General features: G+C 69.1%; 18 protein-coding genes. 15 read left to right on the forward strand and 3 right to left on the reverse strand.

Going from position 1 to position 15,779, the window contains the following annotated elements; all coding sequences use genetic code 11:
• Positions 1-132 precede the first annotated feature (132 nt).
• From murA to ACTHL9_RS17370, 4 genes are all read left to right on the forward strand, one after another.
• Positions 133-1,455 carry a UDP-N-acetylglucosamine 1-carboxyvinyltransferase gene (gene murA / locus ACTHL9_RS17355; RefSeq protein ID WP_440520521.1) on the forward strand — a complete coding sequence of 441 codons (1,323 nt, stop codon included), beginning with the start codon at positions 133-135 and terminating at the stop codon, positions 1,453-1,455.
• A 74-nt stretch (positions 1,456-1,529) separates the two neighbouring features.
• Positions 1,530-2,243 (forward strand): lysophospholipid acyltransferase family protein, encoded by a 714-nt coding sequence (locus ACTHL9_RS17360; RefSeq protein WP_440520558.1) that lies wholly within the window; start codon positions 1,530-1,532, stop codon positions 2,241-2,243.
• 62 nt (positions 2,244-2,305) lie between these two features.
• Positions 2,306-3,313: an NAD(P)H-dependent glycerol-3-phosphate dehydrogenase gene (locus tag ACTHL9_RS17365; protein WP_440520559.1), complete on the forward strand. Its 1,008-nt coding sequence runs from the start codon at positions 2,306-2,308 to the stop codon at positions 3,311-3,313.
• A gap of 1 nt (position 3,314) precedes the next feature.
• Positions 3,315-4,445 carry a D-alanine--D-alanine ligase family protein gene (locus ACTHL9_RS17370; protein WP_440520522.1) on the forward strand — a complete coding sequence of 377 codons (1,131 nt, stop codon included), beginning with the start codon at positions 3,315-3,317 and terminating at the stop codon, positions 4,443-4,445.
• 40 nt (positions 4,446-4,485) lie between these two features.
• On the opposite strand, the gene ACTHL9_RS17375 is transcribed toward ACTHL9_RS17370, so the two are convergent.
• Complete coding sequence (locus tag ACTHL9_RS17375; protein WP_440520523.1) at positions 4,486-5,070, reverse strand: DUF3515 family protein; 585 nt, start codon at positions 5,068-5,070, stop codon at positions 4,486-4,488.
• A 77-nt stretch (positions 5,071-5,147) separates the two neighbouring features.
• On the opposite strand from ACTHL9_RS17375, the gene ACTHL9_RS17380 reads away from it, so the two are divergent.
• The 6 genes from ACTHL9_RS17380 to ACTHL9_RS17405 all read left to right on the forward strand — a co-directional run bounded on the left by ACTHL9_RS17380 (position 5,148) and on the right by ACTHL9_RS17405 (position 10,633).
• The gene (locus ACTHL9_RS17380; RefSeq protein ID WP_440520524.1) at positions 5,148-6,164 is read left to right on the forward strand and encodes a thiamine-phosphate kinase; all 1,017 of its coding nucleotides are present in this window, start codon (positions 5,148-5,150) and stop codon (positions 6,162-6,164) included.
• 34 nt (positions 6,165-6,198) lie between these two features.
• Positions 6,199-7,140, forward strand: a complete 942-nt coding sequence (locus ACTHL9_RS17385) for a DAK2 domain-containing protein (RefSeq protein WP_440520560.1) — start codon at positions 6,199-6,201, stop codon at positions 7,138-7,140.
• Complete coding sequence (locus ACTHL9_RS17390; RefSeq protein WP_440520525.1) at positions 7,130-9,358, forward strand: ATP-dependent DNA helicase RecG; 2,229 nt, start codon at positions 7,130-7,132, stop codon at positions 9,356-9,358. Before ACTHL9_RS17385 ends, ACTHL9_RS17390 begins: the two co-directional genes overlap by 11 nt.
• 62 nt (positions 9,359-9,420) lie before the next feature.
• On the forward strand, positions 9,421-10,032 hold the full coding sequence (rsmD, locus tag ACTHL9_RS17395) for a 16S rRNA (guanine(966)-N(2))-methyltransferase RsmD (protein WP_440520526.1): 612 nt from the start codon (positions 9,421-9,423) through the stop codon (positions 10,030-10,032).
• Entirely contained in the window at positions 10,029-10,448 is a 420-nt protein-coding gene (locus ACTHL9_RS17400) for a hypothetical protein (protein ID WP_440520527.1), read from the forward strand. Before rsmD ends, ACTHL9_RS17400 begins: the two co-directional genes overlap by 4 nt.
• Positions 10,445-10,633: a hypothetical protein gene (locus ACTHL9_RS17405; RefSeq protein WP_138413264.1), complete on the forward strand. Its 189-nt coding sequence runs from the start codon at positions 10,445-10,447 to the stop codon at positions 10,631-10,633. Before ACTHL9_RS17400 ends, ACTHL9_RS17405 begins: the two co-directional genes overlap by 4 nt.
• Positions 10,634-10,653: 20 nt before the next feature.
• Here ACTHL9_RS17405 and ACTHL9_RS17410 read toward each other — a convergent pair whose 3' ends face one another.
• Together ACTHL9_RS17410 and ACTHL9_RS17415 are read right to left on the reverse strand one after the other, a co-directional pair.
• On the reverse strand, positions 10,654-11,430 hold the full coding sequence (locus ACTHL9_RS17410) for a spermidine synthase (protein WP_440520528.1): 777 nt from the start codon (positions 11,428-11,430) through the stop codon (positions 10,654-10,656).
• Positions 11,427-12,623 (reverse strand): aminotransferase class I/II-fold pyridoxal phosphate-dependent enzyme, encoded by a 1,197-nt coding sequence (locus ACTHL9_RS17415; protein WP_440520529.1) that lies wholly within the window; start codon positions 12,621-12,623, stop codon positions 11,427-11,429. Before ACTHL9_RS17415 ends, ACTHL9_RS17410 begins: the two co-directional genes overlap by 4 nt.
• Positions 12,624-12,674: 51 nt before the next feature.
• Here ACTHL9_RS17415 and coaD point away from each other — a divergent pair, with 51 nt between their 5' ends.
• From coaD to mutM, 5 genes are all read left to right on the forward strand, one after another.
• Positions 12,675-13,163: a pantetheine-phosphate adenylyltransferase gene (coaD, locus tag ACTHL9_RS17420; RefSeq protein ID WP_440520530.1), complete on the forward strand. Its 489-nt coding sequence runs from the start codon at positions 12,675-12,677 to the stop codon at positions 13,161-13,163.
• Between the two features lie 102 nt (positions 13,164-13,265).
• The gene (locus ACTHL9_RS17425; protein ID WP_440520531.1) at positions 13,266-13,796 is read left to right on the forward strand and encodes a YceD family protein; all 531 of its coding nucleotides are present in this window, start codon (positions 13,266-13,268) and stop codon (positions 13,794-13,796) included.
• A gap of 29 nt (positions 13,797-13,825) precedes the next feature.
• Positions 13,826-14,029, forward strand: coding sequence for a 50S ribosomal protein L32 (rpmF, locus tag ACTHL9_RS17430; RefSeq protein WP_138413269.1), 204 nt, complete (start codon positions 13,826-13,828; stop codon positions 14,027-14,029).
• 29 nt (positions 14,030-14,058) lie between these two features.
• Entirely contained in the window at positions 14,059-14,796 is a 738-nt protein-coding gene (gene rnc / locus ACTHL9_RS17435) for a ribonuclease III (protein WP_440520532.1), read from the forward strand.
• Between the two features lie 2 nt (positions 14,797-14,798).
• Positions 14,799-15,770, forward strand: a complete 972-nt coding sequence (mutM, locus tag ACTHL9_RS17440; protein WP_440520533.1) for a bifunctional DNA-formamidopyrimidine glycosylase/DNA-(apurinic or apyrimidinic site) lyase — start codon at positions 14,799-14,801, stop codon at positions 15,768-15,770.
• Positions 15,771-15,779: the final 9 nt, after the last annotated feature.

The raw sequence follows: 15,779 nt of genomic DNA on the forward strand, positions 1-15,779 counted from the left end.
ACCTGGCGGGCGTGCCGTCCCTAAGGGGAGGCGCGCCCGCTTGGCGTTTCGCGGCCCACCTCGCGAGCTTCTATGCTTAGCAAGGTCCGCGGCCACGCCGTGGGGCAGGCGAGCAGTGAGGAAGCACAATCGATGAGCAGTGTCCTGACCATCCGCGGCGGCGTTCCGCTCTCGGGACGGGTAGCCGTCCGCGGGGCCAAGAACCTCGTCCCGAAGGCGATGGTCGCCGCGCTGCTCGGTGACGAGCCGTCGATCCTCCGCAACGTCCCGGAGATCAAGGACGTGGAGGTCGTCACGAACCTCCTCGCGCTGCACGGCGTGGGCATCAGGAAGGATGCGCCGGGGGAGCTGATCCTAGACCCCGCCAACGCCCGCACTGCGCAGGTCGCAGACATCGACGCCCATGCCGGCGATTCGCGCATCCCCATTCTCTTCTGCGGCCCGCTCATCCACGCGATCGGCGAGGCCTTCATCCCGGACCTTGGCGGCTGCCGCATCGGGGACCGCCCGATCAACTACCACCTGAACGTCCTCCGCGAGTTCGGGGCCGTGGTAGACAAGCGCCCGGGTGGCATCAGCATCTCCGCGCCCAAGGGCCTGAAGGGCGCCAAGATCTCGCTGCCATACCCGAGCGTCGGCGCCACGGAGCAGGTCCTGCTGAGTGCCACCCGCGCAGAGGGCATCACCGAGCTGACAGGCGCGGCGACCGAACCCGAGATTGTGGACCTCATCGCGGTCCTGCAGAAGATGGGCGCGCTCATCTCCATACAGTCGGACCGGACGATCCGGATCGAGGGCGTCCCGACTCTGGGCGGCTACGTCCACACGGCCCTTCCCGACCGCAACGAGGCGGCTTCGTGGGCCTCTGCAGCTCTCGTGACCAAGGGGGAGATCTTCGTCGAAGGCGCCCTCCAGCGGGACATGATGACATTCCTCAACACGTTCAGGAAGCTCGGCGGGGGCCTTGAGATCCTCGACGACGGGATCCGTTTCTTCCATAAGGGAGGGAAGCTCTCGCCGCTCGTCCTCGAAACCGACGTCCACCCTGGCTTCATGACCGACTGGCAGCAGCCCCTCGTGGTCGCGCTGACCCAAGCGGACGGGGTCTCGATTGTCCACGAGACGGTCTACGAGAACCGCTTCGGCTTCACCGAGGCGCTGCGCAGGATGGGGGCCCAGATCCAAGTCCACCGCGAGTGCCTCGGCAGCGTCCCGTGCCGCTTCGGGCAGCGGAACTTCCTCCACTCCGCCGTCATCTCGGGTCCGAGCGAGCTGCATGGCGCGGACTTCAACGTGCCGGACCTGCGAGGCGGGTTCAGCCACCTCATCGCGGCGCTCGCTGCTGAGGGCACCTCCCGCGCGACGGGCATCGACGTCATCAAACGCGGGTACGAGCACTTCACCGACAAGCTAGCTGGGCTCGGCGCGGACTTCGACCTCGAGGAAGCGGCGTGACCCGGGCGACGGCGGCGGAGAGCACTGGCGAGCGCGTCGCCTTCGCGATCGCCGGCGCCGTGGTGCGCCCGCTCATGAACGCGCTGATGGGCCGGAAGTGGCTGGGCACCGAGAAGCTGCCAGCCGGTGGCTTCATTGCGTGCCCCAACCACTGCACCGAGATCGACCCGCTCGTCGTGGGCCACATGCTGTACAACAACGGCCGCCCGCCCCACTTCCTGGCCAAGGCCGGCCTGTTCAAGCCTCCAGTCGTCGGGCAGATCATGCGGTCCACGAAGCAGATCCCCGTGGACCGCAGCGGCACGGGGGCTGGGCAGTCCCTCGAGGTGGCGCGCGAGGTGCTCGGGGACGGCGGCGCCATCCTGATCTACCCCGAAGGCACGCTCACCCGTGACCCCGATCTGTGGCCCATGAAGGGGCACACGGGAGCGGCCCGGCTCGCGCTCAAGACCGGAGCTCCGGTAGTCCCCATTGCCCATTGGGGGGCCCAGGAGGTCTTCCCGCGGTACGCCAAGCGTTTCTACGTCTGGCCCAGGAAGCGCGTGCGCGTTCTCGTCGGGGACCCCGTGGACCTGACCGAGTTCGAAGGCCGCCCGCTCGACAAGACGACTCTCCTCGCGGCCACGGACAAGATCATGGACGCGATCACGGCGCTCCTCGCCGAGCTCCGGGGCGAGCAGCCGCCTGCGCAGCGGTGGGACCCTTCGGCGCACCAGCAGATGCGCCACGGCCGGGACGTCGCCCGCGGCACACAGAGCCCCGCGAACGACGGCGGAGCCTCCGCGTGAGCGCTGGCCTCGCCTCTGGCGTTGCCGAGCCTCACGCCGACGGGGGGCCGGACTTCGGCAGGATCGCCGTCTTCGGCGCGGGAAGCTGGGGGACAACGTTCGCGAAGGTGCTCGCGGACGCTGCCGCCGCCACGGGCGTGGCCCGCAGGATCACCATCTGGGGCCGCAATCCCGAGACGATCGCGGATATCAACCGCCGGCGCAACGAGCGGTACCTCGGGGACATCGAGCTCCCCGACGGGATCACCGCCACGACCGATCCGGCCGAAGCGATGGCGGGCGCCGGGCTGGTGGTGTTCGCCGTTCCCGCCCAGTCGCTGCGGGACCAGCTCGCGCAATGGCGGGGGCTCCTCCCCTCCGATGCCGTGGTCATGTCCCTCATGAAGGGCCTCGAGGCGGGCAGCGATCTGAGGATGAGCGAGGTCATCACCGAGGTCGCAGGCGTGCCCGCAGACCGCATCGCCGTCCTCTCAGGTCCCAACCTGGCAATGGAGATTGCGCGGCGCGAGCCCACTGCGTCGGTCGTCGCCTGCTCGGATGAGGCCCTCGCGCTCCGCATCGCCCGCGTGTGCACCGCGCCGTATTTCCGCCCTTACACCTCGACCGACGTCGTCGGCGCCGAGATCGGCGGCATCGTCAAGAACGTCATCGCCCTGTGCGTCGGGATCTGCGAGGGCAAGGGCATGGGCGACAACACGAAGGCCTCTGTGATGACGCGCGGCCTCGCCGAGACCACCCGTCTGGCCGTGGCCCTCGGCGCCGATCCGCAGACGTTGGCCGGGCTTGCGGGTCTGGGCGACCTCGTCGCGACCTGCGCGTCCAAGCTCTCCCGCAACCACACTGCGGGGACCCTGCTCGGGCAGGGCTTCAGCGTCGAAGAACTCGGCAGCCACATGACCCAGGTGGCGGAGGGCATCAAGTCCGCGCCCGCCGTGCGCGAACTCGCGCGGCGCGTGGGCGTGGAGATGCCCATCACGGAAGCGGTGGTCGGCGTGCTCGCCGGGCGCCTCGAGGTGAACCAGCTCGAATCGCTCCTGCTCGCGCGGGAGCTCAAGTCGGAAGGCGGATAGCGTGTCCCTCCCTGCATCGTCCGGGCGAAAGGTCCGCGTCGCGCTCCTGTTCGGAGGGCGGTCGAGCGAACACGCGGTCAGCTGCGTCACGGCCGCGGGCGTCATGAACGCCATCGACAAGGACAAGTACGAGGTGGTGCCGGTCGGCATCGCCAAGGACGGCCAGTGGGTCTTGAGCGACGGCGACTGGCAGCAGTGGGCGCTCAACGCGGGAGAGATGCCCGAGGTGCGTCCGGGGGCCGAGACCGTGCGGCTCGCGGGCGGTGCGGGTCGGCCAGGGCTTGTGGTGACCCGTCCCAACGAGGTGCCGAGGGAACTGGGTGACGTCGATGTCGTCTTCCCCCTCCTCCACGGCGCCTTCGGCGAGGACGGCACGGTCCAAGGGCTCCTAGAGCTTGCCGACGTGCGGTACGTCGGCGCGGGAGTCCTCGCTTCGGCGGTGGGCATGGACAAGCATTTCATGAAGGTCGCGTTCAAGGCGGCAGGTCTCACAGTCGGCCCGTATGTCGCCGTGACCGACAAGGAATGGCGCCGTGACCCGGACGAGGTGCGTGCCGCCGTCGACCGCCTCGGATACCCCGTCTTCGTGAAGCCGTGCCGGGCTGGGTCCTCGGTCGGGATCAGCCGTGTCGAGCGGCCCGAGGATCTGGACGCTGCGATCACGGAGGCACGTCGGCATGATCTCCGGATCGTCATCGAGGCCGGGATCACCGGACGCGAGATCGAGTGCGGCGTCCTCGAGGGGCGGGGGAGCGAGCCTCCCCGGACCTCCCTCCCCGGGGAGATCGTGGTCCAGGGCCCCGCTCACGCCTTCTACGACTTCGAGGCCAAGTACGTCGAGGACAACGCTGCCGCCCTGAGCTGCCCGGCCGACCTTCCGGAGGAGGCCATCGCCCGGGTCCGCGAGCAGGCGGCGATCGCCTTCGATGCGGTCTCGGCGGAGGGCCTGAGCCGGGTCGACTTCTTCTACACGCCCGAGGGCGAGCTCATCATCAATGAGATCAACACGATGCCCGGCTTCACGCCGATCAGCATGTACCCGCAGATGTGGGCGGCGACCGGCCTCCCTTACCACGACCTCATCGATGAGCTCATCCAGCTCGCGCTCGAGCGCCCCACGGGCCTGCGGTAAACCTCGGGAACCGGCCGCCACCCACCAGCCGTAGCGGCCCTCAGCCCTGGGGGAGCTGGGCCACCTCGGCTTGGCCCACGCACTTTGCGGTCTGCGGAACCTTGGCCACGGCCGAGGCGAGGGACGCGAGGACGGTCGCCGAGCTGATCTTGGACGTGTCGAGGACCAGTTCCGTTGCCGGCGTCCGCCCGAAGGTCGTGAGGATGTAGGTGCCGTTCGCGCCGTCGTCCGCAGTCGCCGTCGGCTGCCCACTCGGCTGAGGCTGCGCACTCGGCTGAGGTTGGGTGTTCGGAGAGGCCTTCCCACTCGGCGAGGAGCTGGCCGTGGGCGCGGTTTCCCGGATGACCCAGTCGACCCCATTCACGGTGACGCAGCGATCCGTGGTGGGGCCCGGCGAGGCGACACCGCACCGGAGGACGACGGCGGCCGGATCGCCCCACACGGCGGTCGCCTGGCTGGTGGTCTTGCGCAGCGTCGCGTCGCCGATGGAATCGGGGACGGCGATCATCTCAGGGGCGCAGGCCGGATTGGCGGCGTCAGGAGCGGGCTCGACGACGACAGGGGCGCTGCAGGCGGACAGCGAGACTGCGAGCGCGAGGGCGGAAACGATCGCCGATGCGCGCATGACGTGGTTCTCCTCAGGACGGGAAAGGGGTGTGTCCGGAACAGCCGGGCCTCTCTCCAGACTACTAGGCTGGGCTGGTGCGCACGTCCCCGCTGCCCCTGACCGTCGGCGAGCTGAGCGAGGGGGAGCTCCTTGATCGCATCCTGCCCCGGCTCGCCGGGGGCCCGCCCGCGCTGCTGGGCCCCGGCGACGACGCGGCCGTCCTCGCGGCCGACGACGGGCGCGTCGTGGTCAGCACCGACACCCAGACCCAGGACTCGGACTTCCGCCTGGTGTGGCCCAACGGCTACCGGCACACGGGGCGCGACGTCGGATGGAAGGCCGCGGCCCAGAACTTGAGTGACATCAATGCCATGGGCGGTGTTGCGACCGGACTTGTCGTGAGCATCACGCTGCCGGCGACGACCGAGGTGCGCTGGGTCGAAGACTTCGCGGACGGCCTGGCGGAGGCTGTCGCCGAGCTGGGAGCCACCCGCTGCGCACTTGCCGGTGGGGATCTTGGGCGCGGAGAAGAGCTGTCCGTGACGGTCACCGTGCTCGGCAGCCTCGAGGGGCGCAGCCCCATCCTGCGGAGCGGCGCCCGTGCGGGAGACCTGTTGGCGGTCGCCGGCTCGCTCGGTCCGGCAGCCGCGGGGCTCGCGCTCCTCGAGCGTGGGCCCGAGTATGGTTCGCTCGATGCCGCGATGCGGGCGCTGGTTGCCCTGCAGTGCCGTCCGGTTCCGCCGCTGGCGGCAGGTCCGGCGGCCGCGCGGAGCGGGGCGAGTGCGCTCATGGACCTCTCCGACGGGCTGCTGAAGGACGCGGGGCGAATGGCCGAGGCCAGCACAGTGCGCCTCGACCTCGATCCGGACATCCTCGCCGCGGCGGCGGAAGCACTGCGCCCGGCATCCGAGCTGCTCGGAGGGGACGCGCTCGAGTGGGTTCTGGGCGGGGGCGAGGACCACGGGCTCCTCGCGGCTTTCCCCGCCGGAACACAGCTTCCGCATGGCTTCACTGCGATAGGCTCGGTGATGCCAGCCGACGGAGGAAATTCCGCGGTATCCATCGGAGGCAAGCCGGCGGCGACGAGGGGATGGGACCACTTTGCCAGGTAGAAACGCCGCGAAGACGGCGTCGAACGCCACGGCGATGCGCCGGTGGCTGGGCGTGGCGGAGACAGTGCTCGCGAACCACAGTGACCGCCTCAACGCGATCAACATCTTCCCGGTGCCCGACGGCGATACCGGCACCAATCTCTATCTCACCGCACACGCGGCCGCCTCAGCGGCTGCGGAGTGCGACAGCGTCGACCTCGGGACAGTCGTGGCGGCTGGCGCCCGAGCGGCGATGGAGGAAGCCCGAGGCAATTCCGGGACCCTCCTCGCCGTCTTCCTCGACGCGTTCGCGGTGCCGCTCGCGGGCCAGACGCGGCTCACCGGCCCCCTCCTCGCCGAGGCTCTTCACCGCAGTCAGATCCGCGCCTGGTCTGCCTTGAGCGAGCCTGTCGAGGGCACCATGCTGTCGGTGCTGGGGTCCGCGGCTGTTGCAGCGGCCGAAGCCGCGGCCAGCGCGGACGCCGCGGGTGCGGACAGCAACGCGACACTTTCCCGCGTGCTGGGCGACGTGGTCGACGCCGCGGTCCATGCCGTCGTCGACACGGAAGGTCAGCTCCCCACGCTGCACGAGGCGAAGGTGGTCGACGCGGGAGCTGTCGGCCTCCTCCTCGTCCTCGGGGCGCTCCGGGCCGCAGTGCTGGGCGAGGGTCTTGCCGAGGCGGTGCTCGATGCGCTGCATGGGTATCACGTGCAGGACCCGCATATCCACGGAGATCAACCGCCCGCGGAGGGGGTTGAACTCATGTGCACGATCACGCTCAGCCCACTCGATGCGGCTGGTCTCCGGCACCGCCTTGACGAACTCGGGGAGTCGGTCATCATGAGTCCGCTCGGAACGCTCGACGAGGACTCGGGGTGCGTCCGCTGGCGCGTCCACGTCCACGTGAGAGACCCCGAGGCCGCCCTCGCCGAGATCCGCCGCGTTGGAGAACCCGAACGGGTCTCCTTCACCGAACTGCATTCCGATGCCGTCTGACCGCAACACCACGCTCGACCGACTCATCGGCGCGCGGAGCGCGAAGAAGTTCCGCGAGCAGCTGGGGCTCGACACGGCCGGCGACCTGCTCCACCACTTCCCGCGACGCTATCTTGCGCGCGGAGAGCTGACGCCGATCCGGGAGCTGCCCCTCGACGAGGAGGTCACGCTCGTGGCGCAGGTCGTGTCCTCGTCGAGTCGACGCATGAACACCCGGAAGGGGAGCATCACCGAGGTGCTGGTCAGCGACCGGCCGGGGGCGAGCAGCGGCCCCAGCACCCTCTCACTGACGTTCTTCAACGGGTATTCGGCGCAACGGCAGCTCACGCGGGGCGTCGTGGCGATGTTCTCAGGGCGCGTGACGGCCTATCGGGGGAAGCTCCAGCTGACCAACCCCATCTACGAGCTGCTCGACCCGGACGAATTCAGCCCTGAGGCCGCCGCCCGCCTCGCCGGACGCCCCATTCCCGTCTACCCGGCCACCGGTTCGATTCCGAGCTGGACGATCGAGAAGGCGGTCGGCACCGTCCTCGGCCAGATCGACCTCGACTCCGTCCCCGAGGCGCTTCCTCCTGATCTACGGCTCAAGTACCGGCTCCCGGGAGTCGCGGACGCCTTCCGCATGATCCACGAGCCCGAGACGGACGCCGCGTGGCGGACCGCGCAGAAGCGATTCCGGTACGAGGAGGCGCTCGTCCTCCAGGCGGCGCTCGCTCGCCGCAAGGCGCAGCACGCCGCCCTCCCATCGCGGCCCAGTCCCGCGCGCAAGGGCGGGCTGCTCGAGGCCTTCGACCAGAACCTGCCGTTCGAGCTGACGGCCGGCCAGCGCGAGGTCGGCGAGCTCCTCGCCAAAGAGCTCGCGGAGAACCACCCCATGAATCGCCTCCTGCAGGGCGAGGTGGGCTCGGGCAAGACGATCGTGGCGCTCCGGGCGATGCTCCAAGTCGTGGACGACGGCGGTCAGGCGGCTCTGCTTGCCCCCACCGAGGTCCTCGCGGCCCAGCACTATGCCTCCATCCGTGCGACGCTGGGTCCGCTCGTGCGCGACGGCCTCCTCGGCGACGCCGACGGGGTCGAGGTTGGGCTGCTCACCGGCTCGCAATCGGCCGGGGAGAAGAAGCGAAGCCTGCTGGCAGCGGCCAGCGGTCAGGCGGGGATCGTCGTCGGGACCCACGCGCTGCTCTCGGAACACGTCCAGTTCGCCGACCTCGGACTCGTGGTTGTGGACGAGCAGCACCGTTTCGGCGTCGAGCAGCGAGATGCGCTCCGGGCGAAGAGCCTCGCGACGCCGCACCTGCTGGTCATGACGGCCACCCCGATCCCGCGCACTGTGGCCATGACCGTCTTCGGGGATCTCGAGACGTCGATCCTCCGCGAGCTTCCCGCGGGTCGCTCGCCCATTGCCACGCACACCGTGGGGCTCGTCGAGAACCCCTCGTGGGAGCGGCGCATCTGGCAGCGGGCGCGTGAAGAGGTCGACGTCGGGCGGCAGGTCTACGTGGTGTGCCCCGCGATCGGCCTCGATGACGGGGACCTCGAGGCGCTCGACGAGGCCACGTGGGGCGGAACGGCGCTTGCGGCGTCTACCTCCGTGCCAGATCTGCGGCCGATCTCAGTCGTGGAGGTCGCCGAGCAGCTCGCGTCCGAAGCTGCACTCGAGGGTGTGCAGGTCGGCATCCTGCATGGTCGCCTCGACTCTGAGGCCAAGACAGCGGCGATGCGATCCTTCGCGTCCGGGGAGACGGGCGTCCTCGTCGCGACGACCGTCGTCGAAGTCGGTGTCGACGTGCCGAACGCCACGCTCATGGTCATCCTCGACGCTGACCGCTTCGGCATCGCCCAGCTCCATCAGCTGCGCGGCCGGGTCGGGCGCGGGGGCCACGCGGGCACCTGCCTCCTGGTGACGCGGCTCGAGCCCGGTCACCCGAGCCGGGAACGCCTCGCGGCCGTCGCGGCGAGCACCGATGGGTTCGAGCTCGCGCAGAAGGATCTCGAGTTCCGCCGCGAGGGGGACATCCTCGGATCGAGCCAGTCCGGACGCCGCTCGACGCTCCGCCTGCTGCGGGTCCTCCGCGACGTCGACGTCATCGAAAGCGCGCGCGACGACGCGCTCGGACTCGTTGCCGAGGACCCTGAGCTCAAGCACCATCCGGAACTTGCCTCCGCCATCGACGATTACCTCGACCCAGAACGAGAGGTGTTCCTCGAACGTGGGTAAGACAGGACCACGTCCCGCTGGAACCCCGGGGCAGGAACGTTCACGATGAGGAGGATGGGGGCATGAGCAGGATCATCGCGGGGATCGCCGGCGGCGTGCCGCTCGCGTCCGTGCCCGGCTCCGCCACACGGCCCACGACGGACCGCGTCAAGGAGGCGCTCTTCTCGCGGCTCGATGCACTCGGCATGGTCCAACGGGCGCGGGTGCTCGACCTCTTCGCGGGCTCCGGAGCATTGGGGGTCGAGGCGGCCAGCCGCGGTGCCTCGACCGTCGAGCTCGTGGAGTCGGAGGCCAAGGCCGCCCAAGTGTGCGAGCGCAACGCCCGCACCGTCAACGACGCCGTGAGCCGCCGTGCCGTGACCGTGCGCCGCTCCAAAGTGTCCACGTTTCTCGAGCGGGTGCCGCCTGGCCCCCACTGGGACCTCGTCCTGATGGATCCGCCGTACCCGCTGGGAGAGAGCCAACTCACCGCGGTGCTCTCCGCCGTCGCCGTTCGTCTCGCACCAGACGCCATCGTCGTCGTCGAACGCTCCGCCCGCTCGCCCGAGCCAGACTGGCCGGAAGGGCTGGCCCACTACGCAGATCGCAAGTATGGGGAGACACGTCTCTGGTTCGCTGAGCCGGTGCCGGCAGAGTCCGCGGCAACGCGCCTTGACGCCGCGGAGGGCGCGTGAGGCTTCTCGAGCAGACCGTTGCGGTGGGCCCGCAATGGTGGGAGATCCTGGCGGCGTTCGCACCGGTCGGCACCCTCGCCGCCGCCGTCGTGGCAGCGATCGTCGGCCTGAACACGATCCGCCAGCGGTCGTATGCCGATCGGCGCGCGGAGTTCTGGCGGCGCACGGAGTGGGCCCTCGAAGCGACCGTCCACCCGGATCCCCAGATGCAGACGATGGGCACGATGGTGCTCGCGAGCCTGGCCAAGAGCGAACTCATCGCGAGCGATGAGGAGCTCAGGCTCCTCGACGCCGTATGGATCGACCCGATCGCAGAGGCGGAGGCCGCAGGACTCGACGAAGAGCTGGGCGGCGAGGATGTTACGGGGGATACTGAAGGAGAGGATCCCGAATCGTCTGGAACGGGGGAGCGATGAGCGAGCACGAGGTGCCTGCACCGAAGCATGCGGCCGAGTCCGAGCGGCAGGAGCGCCGCCCGGGGGCCTCGGATCGCCGCGTCCAGATCGCGGCAGCCCGGCTTCGCGTGGTCCTCGATGAGCGGCTCAAGCGCGAGACTCCCGAGTGGGTCAAGAGGCTCGCCGAACAGAAGCTGGCCAGTTGAAGACCAGCGCTTATTGAGGATCAGCGCCGCGCGAGGCCGTCCAAGTCGATGCCGCGCCTGACCTCGGTGGGATGAGGCCCCGCCGAGGCTATCGCTTCGCTCCAGCCGGGAGGCCATGGCCGTGCGCGTGCCACCGCCACCACATTGCCCGGATAGCGGGCTTCGAAGATCTCCGGTTCGCTGACAGCGGCAACCTCCGGGAACACAGTCCGCAGGGCGCTGAGCTGCGAGCGGACGAGGCGGAGGGGCGGGTCGTCGCCGATGTTCACGAGCAGCGCTCCGTCGGGGGCCAGGAGTTCGCGGAGTTCGGCGTAGAAGTCCCGGTTCGCGAGGTGCTCGGGGGCCTCGGGGCCCGAGAAGATATCCAGGACGACGGCGTCGAACGGCGCCTCGGGCTGCAGCCCCGGCAGCTCCCAGCGCGCGTCGCCGATCCGAGTCTCGAGGTGCGTTCCCTCGGGGAGCGGGAGGTGCTCGAGGACGAAGCCGAGGAGCTCCCGCTCGAGCTCAACCGCGAACTGCCGGGAGCCGGGGCGCATGACCTCCACATAGCGGGCAAGCGTGAGGGCGCCCGCCCCGAGGTGGAGGACGCGCAGGGGCTCCTGCGGTGGGCGCACAAGGTCCAGCACGGTCGCCATGCGCCGGAGGTAGGCGTAGAAGATGTGCTCGGGATGGGCGAGGTCCACGTGGGACTGCTCTGCACCACCGATCGAGAGCACATAGGCGCCGGGAACGAAGGCGTCGGGCTCGATGGCCGCGTGGGTTCCGAGCCCTGAGAGGAAGCGCTCGGCGCGGCTCACACGAGCTCGTTCAGGCGGGCGAGCCGGTCGGCTGCCTCCTTGAGCACGGTCTCCTGCTTGCAGAAGGCGAATCGCAGCAGGGACCGCGTCCTCTTCGCGCCGTCCTCGTGGCAGAAGACCGAGACGGGGATCGCTGCGACGCCCACGAGTTCGGGCAGGCGCCGGGCCAAGTCCAGCGCGTCGTCGAAGCCGATGGCCGCGGTGTCGGCCGTGATGAAGTACGTGCCGTCGGGCAGATAGACCGTGAGCCCGGCCTGACGGAGCCCCTCGGCCAAGATGTCCCGCTTGCGGCGCAGCGTCTCGGCGGCTGCGCCGAAGAATTCGTCGGGGAGGCCGAGGCCGAGTGCGACTGCACCCTGAAAGGGTGTCCCCGAGCTGTAGGTGAGGAACTGCTTGACTGTGCGCACGCGGGCAACGAGCTCTTCGGGGCCCGTCACCCAGCCGACCTTCCAGCCAGTGAAGGAGAAGGTCTTCCCGGCCGAGGAGATGCTGAGGGTGCGGACGGCGGCTCGGGGAAGCGTGGCGACCGGTACATGGGGCTCGCCGAAGACCAGGTGTTCATACACCTCGTCCGTGATGATGATCGCGTCGTGCTGGGCGGCGAGGTCCACCACGGCCTGCAGCACCTCGCGGCCGAAGACGGCGCCCGTCGGGTTGTGCGGGTTATTGAGGATCACAAGGCGGGTGCTGGGTCCGAAGGCTGCTGCGAGCTCCCCGAGGTCCGGCTGGAAACGCGGCGCGTGGAGCGGCACCGTGACGTGCTGTGCGCCCGCGAGGGCGATCATCGCACCGTACGAGTCGTAGAACGGCTCGAAGGTCACCACTTCATCTCCGGGCTCGGCGAAGGCGAGGACGGCTGCCGCGATGGCTTCCGTGGCCCCCGTCGTGATCAGGACCTCACGGTCGGGATCCGGGCTGAGGCCGTAGAAGCGCTGCTGATGGCCCGCGACCGCTTCCCGGAGGATCGGCAGACCCTTGCCCGGGGCGTACTGGTTCGCCCCGTCCGCGATCGCCTGCCGGGCGGCCGCCGCCATCTCCGCCGGGCCGTCCTCGTCGGGGAAACCCTGCCCCAAGTTAATGGCGCCTGTCCGAACGGCGAGGGCGGTCATCTCCTCGAAGATCGTCACACCGAGCCGTCCGTCGGCGCTCAGGAGGTTGGCGCCCGCGGCGGTGCGCTGCCAAGGGGAAGTCATCTGCCCATGCTATCGACCAGGCAAACGGACGCCGTGCAGTATGTTGACAGCATGAGACGCGCCGTCTGCCCAGGCTCCTTCGACCCGATCCACAACGGCCACCTCGAAGTCATCGCGCGTGCCGCGAACCAGTTCGACGAGGTGATCGTCGCGGTGTCGACCAACTACTCGAAGAAGTACCGCTTCGGTCTGGACGAGCGGATTGAGATGGCACGGCGGACCCTCGGCGCCATCAGCGGCATCCTCGTCGAGCCGATGGGGGAAGGCCTGCTGGCCGAGTACTGCCACGAACGCGGAGCATCGGCCATCGTCAAGGGCCTGCGGTCCTCGTCGGACTTCGACTACGAGCTGCCCATGGCGATCATGAACCGCCAGCTCTCCGGGGTGGAGACGGTATTCTTGGCGGCGGAGTCCCATTACGTGCATCTCTCCTCGACCCTCATCAAAGAGGTCCACGATCTCGGCGGGGACGTGTCCGAGTTTGTGCCGCGCGCCGTCTTGGCACGGCTTGATGCGACGGCTCCCGGACGTGAGCCGTGACCGTCCGAGCGCCCGTTTTGGGCCTCGGCGCCGCACAGGCTAGGATTGTTTGTCGGTCTATGTTCTACAGGAGTTCTCATTAAGCGCGAAGATCGTTCGCCCTTGACGGTCGACGTCAAGGATCTCGGGCGCAGCCCGGGCACGATGCGGACACTCACAGAGCATGTGCCCGCACCGAGTGATCTCGGTGTGGCGCTCATCGGCGTCAGGGAAGGGTCCCCCGTGGACCTCGATCTGAGGCTCGAGTCCGTCCACGAGGGGATCCTGGTATCGGGAACCGCACATGTCGAAGTAAACGGCGAGTGCGGGCGGTGCCTGGATCCTATCGAGTACGGTCTCGATGTCGATGTGCAAGAGCTTTTCTCCTTCGAGGGCGTGGCGTCCTCAGAGGGGGAAGACGATGAAGAGCAACGTCGAGTCGAGCACGATTCCATCGATCTTGAGCCGGTGTTGCGGGACGCAGTAGTGACCATGCTGCCGTTCCAGCCGGTGTGCCGGGAGGACTGCCCGGGGCTGTGCCCCGAGTGCGGGATCCGCCTCGCAGACGAGCCGGACCACCACCATGAGGTCCTCGACCCGCGGTGGTCGGCCTTGGCGGATCTGGTCAGGCCCGACCGGCAGAATGACGAATAAGTGTTGGCCCTAAGAGAAATGAGTTAGCTGTGGCAGTTCCCAAGCGGAAGATGTCCCGCTCGAACACCCGCGCGCGCCGCTCCCAGTGGAAGGCGTCCGTCCCCACCCTCGTCAAGACCGTGGAGAACGGTCGCGTGACCTACAGCCTCCCGCACCAGGCGAAGGTCGTCACCGACTCGGCCGGCACGGCGCTCTTCATGGAGTACAAGGGCCGCAAGGTCGCCGACGCCTGAGCTGTTACGAAGACAGCCAGTCGCCCGATATGCCCGCTCGCGATGAGCTTTTGAAGCGTCTCGGCGTCGAGAGGGACGCCGAGACGCTTCGTCTTGCCCTCACGCATCGCTCGTATGCCTACGAGAACGGCGGAATCCCCACGAACGAGCGTCTCGAGTTCCTCGGGGACTCGATTCTGGGCTTCTCGGTCACCGATCACCTTTACCGCACCTACCCCCACCTTTCCGAGGGTGAGCTCGCCAAGCGCCGGGCCGCCGTCGTCAGCACGAGAGCACTCGCCAGCATCGCACGCCGACTCGGCGTGGGGGAGTGCATCTTTCTCGGCCACGGCGAGAAGGTGACCAACGGGAAGAACAAGTCCTCCATCCTCGCGGACACCATGGAGGCCCTCATCGGCGCCACCTACCTGTCGAACGACCTCGAGGAGGCCCGCCGCCTCGTGGTGCGGCTCGTGGGGCCGCTCCTCGAAGACGCCGCCGTGCTCGGAGCAGGCACCGACTGGAAGACCCACATCCAAGAACTGGCCGCGAACCGCCAGCTGGGCAATATCCACTACGCCGTCGTCGGCGATGGACCCGACCACGCGCGCACCTATACCGCGACGCTGAGCATCGGGGGAGTCCCCTACGGCACCGGAGCCGGCAACTCGAAGAAGGAAGCGGAGCAGCACTCCGCAGCCGACGCGTGGAGGGTTCTGGCCCCGGACGAATCCGGTGACCTCGGCAGCTCCCCGGGCGAGCGTGAGAGCGCCGAGGGACCCGTCTAGCCTTGCCCGAACTCCCCGAAGTCGAGGTCGTGCGCCGCGGCCTCTCGACCTGGGTCGCCGGGCGCCAGATCGACCGAGTCGAGGTGCTGGATCCCCGATCCGTCCGCCGCCACACCCTCGGTCCCGAGGACTTCCGCGGCCAGCTCGAAGGCGCCCTCGTGCTCGGCGCCGTGCGTCGCGGCAAATTCCTCTGGCTGCCCCTGGCTGACGGTGCCGACCCGGCTGAGAGCAACGACGGCAGCCCCGACGCGACCCCGCACACCGCCCTCCTGGCACACCTCGGGATGAGCGGACAGCTCCTCGTCGAGGATCCCGAGCAGCCGGACGAAAAGCACCTCAAAGTGCGCCTCACGCTCTCGGATGCCCCCGGACTCCCAGCCGAGCTCCGCTTCGTGGACCAGCGCATCTTCGGAGGCCTCGCCGTCGTGCCTCTTGTTCCGACGGACGACGGCGGCCCGGGCGGCCTCGGCGCAGGTCGCCTGCCGCTGATCGCGGCTGACGCCGCGCATATCGCCCGAGACCCGCTCGATCCCGCCTTCTCCGCGGACGAGCTTCACCGTCGGCTCCGCGCCCGCCGCACGAGCATCAAGCGGGCTCTCCTTGACCAACAGCTCGTCTCGGGAATCGGCAACATCTATGCCGACGAGGCGCTGTGGGCGGCCCGCCTCCACTATGCCCGTCCGACCGATACCCTCCGACGGGCAGAGACACAGCGGCTTGTCGCGGCAGTGCAGGACGTCATGGCACGGGCCCTTGAAGCAGGGGGTACGAGCTTCGACTCTCTGTACGTCAACGTCAACGGCGCCTCCGGCTACTTCGACCGCTCGCTGTCCGCCTACGGGCGTGCCGGGAAGGCGTGCACGCGCTGCGCGGAGGAAGGCCGCACGAGCATCATGGTTCGCGAGCCGTTCATGAATCGCTCGTCGTATCGGTGCCCGCACTGCCAGCGGACGCCCCGCAACGCGCGCTGGTAGCCGAGAACT

The sequence above is a fragment of the Sinomonas sp. genome, assembly GCF_051955515.1.
In the GTDB taxonomy this organism is placed as follows: domain Bacteria; phylum Actinomycetota; class Actinomycetes; order Actinomycetales; family Micrococcaceae; genus Sinomonas.